At 70.2% G+C, this 5,503-nt stretch carries 3 protein-coding genes, 1 tRNA gene and 1 other RNA gene; 4 read left to right on the forward strand and 1 reads right to left on the reverse strand.

The genetic code is table 11. From position 1 onward, the window contains the following. Both CWC38_RS10690 and CWC38_RS10695 read left to right on the forward strand, forming a co-directional pair. The coding region (locus CWC38_RS10690) for an ExeM/NucH family extracellular endonuclease (RefSeq protein WP_338067543.1) at window positions 1–1,974 on the forward strand (1,974 nt) is incomplete at its 5' end. A gap of 283 nt (window positions 1,975–2,257) precedes the next feature. Further along, window positions 2,258–2,653, forward strand: coding sequence for a hypothetical protein (locus tag CWC38_RS10695; protein WP_121846718.1), 396 nt, complete (start codon window positions 2,258–2,260; stop codon window positions 2,651–2,653). A 689-nt stretch (window positions 2,654–3,342) separates the two neighbouring features. Here CWC38_RS10695 and CWC38_RS10700 read toward each other — a convergent pair. Then, window positions 3,343–3,427: transfer RNA gene (locus CWC38_RS10700), tRNA-Ser, on the reverse strand. A 336-nt stretch (window positions 3,428–3,763) separates the two neighbouring features. Between CWC38_RS10700 and ffs the strand changes: the two genes are divergently transcribed. Next, an RNA gene (gene ffs, locus CWC38_RS10705) (signal recognition particle sRNA small type) lies at window positions 3,764–3,860 on the forward strand. A 64-nt stretch (window positions 3,861–3,924) separates the two neighbouring features. Beyond that, the coding region (locus tag CWC38_RS10710) for a DNA polymerase III subunit gamma and tau (RefSeq protein WP_121846719.1) at window positions 3,925–5,503 on the forward strand (1,579 nt) is incomplete at its 3' end.

Here is a 5,503-nt window from a genome sequence, read left to right on the forward strand (position 1 = left end):
CCCCAGGAGATCACCGTGAACGTTCCCCCGCCGTCCTGCCCCTCTGCCTTCAGTCGCCCCAGCCGCTTCGGTGCCATTCGGCGCGGCGCGCTCGCCCTCTCGGTCAGTGCCGCGCTCGCGGTGGCGGGCGCGGCACCCGCCCTGGCGGCGTCGCCCACCACGAGCATTGCGGCCATTCAGGGCACCGGGCAGAGCACGCCACTGGCCGGAAAGACCGTGACCACGGAAGCCGCCGTGGTCACCGCCGTCTACCCCCCGGGCCCGGGTTCCCTGGGCGGATTCGTGATCCAGACCCCGGGATCGGGCGGCACCATCACGGGCACCACGGCGTCCACGGGACTCTTCGTGTCCACCGGTCAGACCCCCCTCACCGTCCGGAAGGGCGACGCCGTCCAGGTCACCGGTACCGCGGGTGAGTACAAGGGCCTCACACAGCTCGCAGGGGACGTGAAGGTCACGAAGGTCATCAAGAAGGTGGCGCCCGTCAAACCCGTCACCACGGACTGGGCCTCCACCGTCTCCTACCGGGAGAACTTGGAATCCATGGTGTACCAGTCCCGGGAGAACTTCCGGGTGGCGGACACCTACGGAGTGGGCCGCTACGGCGAGCTCGGGCTCGCGGCGGGCCCTGCGCTACCCGCCCAGCCCACCGACGTCGCCCGACCCGGCAGCACAGAGGCCGAGGCGCAGGCCGCGCGGAACAGGGCCATCTCCGTGGCCCTGGACGACGGCACCAACCAGGGGTTCGCGGCGAGCCCGAAGCTCGAGGCCCGCACCGTGCCCTACCTGGACCCCCAGAACCCGGTGGAGGTGGGGGACCGGGCGAAGCTCACCGAGCCGATGATCGTGGACTACCGGCACGACGGCTGGCGGTTGCAGCCCACCACCGTGACCACCCGGGGAACGGAACCGGTCCGGTTCACGACCTCCTCCGACAGGACCCCCCGTGTGGGCGGGCAGTTCTCCGTGGCGTCCTTCAACGTGCTCAACTACTTCACCACCACGGGCGACACGAAGAAGTGCAAGGGCGGCAACTACTCCACGGACGGCACCCACAACGTGGCTCAGGGATGCGATGTCCGCGGGGCGTACGACGCGGCGGATCTGCAGCGCCAGCAGGTCAAGACCGTGACCGCCATCAACCAACTGGACGCCTCCGTGGTGGGACTCATGGAGATCGAGAACTCGGTGAAGCTCGGGGAGGGGAAGGACGAGGCGCTCACCACTCTCGTGGGCGCACTGAACGCCGCTGCCGGCTACGGGAAGTGGGCCATCGCCCCCGTGGACGACTCCCAGCTGCAGGACGTGGCGGAACAGGACTTCATCACCAACGCCATCATCTACCAACCGGGGGAGGTCACGCTGCACGGAGAGGCACAGGCATTCGGTTCTGCCGCGGGCCCCGGCGGTGCCTTCGCGAACGCACGCACGCCGCTTGCCGCGACGTTCACCGCAACACAGGGCAAGGACAACGCGCCCACCACGGTGGTGGTCAACCACTTCAAGTCGAAGGGATCCGGCCCCAAGGACGGCCCGAATGCGGACGCCGGGGACGGCCAGGGGGCCTGGAACGCGGCCCGCGTGGCGCAGGCCCAGGCACTGGTGGAGTGGATCCCGGAGCTCACCGAGCGGGCCGGATCCACGGACGTGGCTCTGCTGGGCGACTTCAACTCCTACTCCCAGGAGGACCCCATGCAGGTTCTCTACTCGGCTGGTTTCGAGTCCGCGCCAGACGCCGCGGAGCACACCTACGTGTACGGGGGTCAGGTGGGCTCCCTGGATCATCTGCTGGTATCCCGCTCCTTGGAGCGACGCATGACCGGCGCGGACGTGTGGCACATCAACTCGGGCCAGTCCCCCCTATTGCAGTATGCGCAGTACCGCACCACGGCGCTGGACTACTACCGCCCGGACGCCTACGCCTCCTCCGACCACGACCCGGCCATTGCAGGGTTCCGGGCGGGCAGGAAGTAGTCGACACCACCCCGCCCCTGGTGGCGCCCCGACACCACGGGTGGTCTCGGGGTGCCGCCAGCTTGTGGTGCCGTGGCGATCACCCGTCCCGGGCGGGCACCGGCGCTCTCATGACTCTTCATGTGTAATTTTCGTACGCAAACCTACTTGGGCGTCACCCCGGGGATACGATCCTGCTGTTCTCAAGCTTCATCTCCCTCGGGCGCAGGAACCGATCGGACGGGCCGTCGATCTCCGACCACTGCGGGACCCACAGCGCGCCCCCTTTCGAAAAGGACCCACCATGGTCACTGCTGCACCCCTGCGCCGTTCCCTCGCCACCGCGTTCGTGGCACTCGCCCTCACCGCCGGCGTCTCCCTCGCCGACGCCGCCCCGGCAGAGGCTGCCAGCCCCGCCAAGCCCTGCTCGGCGAGCGTCTCCGTGAAGACCCCCCGCCAGTGGACCACCACGGTGGTGAACGTGTCCCGCGTGGGCGCCAACGCCAAGGTCACCACTCGCGCGAAGTACAAGACCACCACCAACACGAAACAGGCCAAGGCCTCCACCCGTGGCACCGCTGCCGTGAAGTACCCGATCGCCGGCGCAACTCCGGGGCGCACCGTGCGGGTGGACATCACTGCGGTGTCCGGCAAGACCACATGGCAGTGCTCCACGTCCTTCACCCCGCGCCACAAGTAGGCCACCGGCCGGTCCAGGGGTCGTGCACGCCCCGGGTGTCCTGGCCGATGGACCTCCCGCACGAGAAAGCGCCGCGGGCCCCTGCGGGGGCCCGCGGCGCTGTCGTTGCGCCAACATCGCATCTCTCGCGCAGCCCTCATCCCGCGCCGCACGTCGTCCACCGTGGTCCGCGCTGCGAGCTCCGCCCCCCCCCAGAGTCGCAACCGCAATCGCAGCGTGCGAGAGGGAACCCTTCGTGAGGACGCTCATCACGGGAGCGAAGTCTCCGGTGAACCGGGCGTCGCCCTCCGCGACAAGGGGGATCGGAGATTGGGGTCCGGGCCACTGTGCTGCGCGATGCGCGGATCACCCGCGCATGGCTCATGGCGCACCGGATCTCCACTGGCGCGGGAGAGTGCTCGTCGAACTCGAGGAAACGCTCGGCATCGAAGTACGGAGTCCCGTCCTCGGTGGCGCTGCGGAAAGCGGCCAGGACCTCGAACATTTCACTCAGCGGCTGGGAGAGGAAACCCGGTCTGCGACAGCTGCCGGAAGGCTGCTGACAACCTCCCACGGCAGGCCGAAGGGAAGCTCCTCCATGGGGCGGACCAGACACAACCCGCAGCCATTTCGGACCCCCGCACGGGAACCCGGTGTACGAGCAAAGCCCCCGACCCGCCGTGTGGCGGATCAGGGGCTTCGTCATGCTGCGGAGGATGGGGGATTTGAACCCCCGAGGGCGTTAACCCAACACGCGTTCCAGGCGTGCGCCATAGGCCGCTAGGCGAATCCTCCAGGCAAGCACGCAACCCACTCATGCGGGGCACGTGCGGCAATCAGCATAGCGGAACTCCTGCCCGCGGCGCGAATCCGGTCCCGGTTCCGCGCCGCTCGGAGCATGGCAGAAGCGCGGGTTCTGTGGGGCCGCACCCTCGTCGGCAGGCCCGCCACGAACCCGGGGAGCCGGCAGCACGGGATTCCAGTGCGGCAGCCGGAACGGGTCCGTGCACGTGGGGCGGCGGGGCCGGGACGCGGGCTGGCGGCGTCGTGAGCAGAGCGCGCGCGCTGGGCGCCCACGGCACAGGCCGCCCGGCCGGTTCGAACTCCGCGTGCGCTTGGGCTAAAGTAGAGCCCAGCCCCTCGTGTGGCGCCATCTCGTAAAACTCCCCCAGGGCCGGAAGGCAGCAAGGGTATATGGGCTCTGGCGGGTGCACGGGGGGTCTTTTCTTTCCTCCCTCCCCAGCCACCCGGGCACGCTGTGCGCGTCCGAGGCCCCGGCTAAGGTGTGCTCTGTGACTACCGCCCTGTACCGCCGCTACCGCCCGGAGACCTTCGAGGACGTCATCGGTCAGGAGCACGTGACCGAGCCCCTGATGACCGCGCTGCGCAAGAACAGGGTCAACCACGCCTACCTCTTCTCCGGTCCGCGCGGCTGCGGCAAGACCACGTCCGCACGCATCCTCGCGCGCTGCCTCAACTGCGCGGAGGGCCCCACGGCCACACCGTGCGGACAGTGCGAGTCCTGCCGTGACCTGGCCCGCAACGGCGCCGGCTCCCTGGACGTCATCGAGATGGACGCCGCGTCCCACGGCGGCGTGGACCACGCCCGTGACCTGCGGGAGCGCGCCACCTTCGCCCCCGTGCGGGACCGCTACAAGATCTTCATCATCGACGAGGCCCACATGGTCACGCGCGAGGGCTTCAACGCGCTGCTGAAGATCGTGGAGGAGCCGCCGGAGCACGTGAAGTTCATCTTCGCCACCACGGAGCCCTCCAAGGTGCTCACCACCATCCGCTCCCGCACGCACCACTACCCGTTCCGCCTGGTGCCGCCCGAACCGCTCATGCGCTACCTGGAGCAGCTGTGCCAGGAGGAGGGGGTCACCACCGAACCCGGCGTCCTGTCCCTGGTGGTCCGCGCCGGCGGCGGTTCCGTGCGGGACTCCCTCTCCGTCCTGGACCAGCTCATGGCGGGCTCGGACGAGCGCGGTCTCACCTACGACCTCGCCGTCGCCCTGCTCGGCTACACCCACGCGGCCCTGCTGGACGACGTCGTGGACGCCTTCGCCGCCGGGGACGCCGCCACCGTGTTCTCCTCCGTGGACCGCGTGGTCCAGACCGGCCAGGACCCGCGCCGTTTCGTGGAGGACCTGCTGGAGCGATTCCGGGACCTCGTGGTGGTCAACGCGGTTCCCGACTCCGCGGCCAACATCCTGCACGGGATGCCCACGGACCAGATCAACCGGCTCCGCAACCAGGCCACCCAGCTGGGCGCCGCGGAGCTCTCCCGCTCGGCGGACATCACCAACGAGGCCCTCAACGAGATGACCGGGGCCACCTCCCCGCAGCTGCACCTGGAGCTGCTGTGCGCCCGCATCCTGCTGCCCTCCGCGGACCACACCACGCGCGGGATCACCTCGCGCGTGGACCGGTTGGAACGCCGTCTGAGCATTCCGCGCGGTGCCGGGATCCGGCAGAGCGCGCAGGACGGCACGGTTTCCGCCCCTGGCGCGGAGCCGACGCCACCCCCGTCCTCCGGCGCCTCGGAGCCGGTTCACGACGCCGCGCCCGCCCGCACCCCGAGCTCGTCCGGGGGTGCTGCCGGCCCCGAGACGTCGTCAGCGCCTCGGGCCTCGTCCTCGCCACGGCCAGCTGCTCCGGGGCGGACCGCCGAACCCGTGGGCGGGAACGGCCCGGTGGACGAGAGCGGCGAGGAGACGGTGGACACCGGCCCGGCCCCGTCGCGCCCCGTGCGGCAGGACGGCTCGGAGCCCGGCAGACCCGCGTTCGAGACCCCGGACGTCGCAGAACCCTCCGACCCCCAGGACGAGTCCGAGGAGCCGCAAGGCAGCGAGTACCCCGCCGCCGCTG

This window comes from Kocuria tytonicola (assembly GCF_003687455.1).
Classification (GTDB): domain Bacteria; phylum Actinomycetota; class Actinomycetes; order Actinomycetales; family Micrococcaceae; genus Kocuria; species Kocuria tytonicola.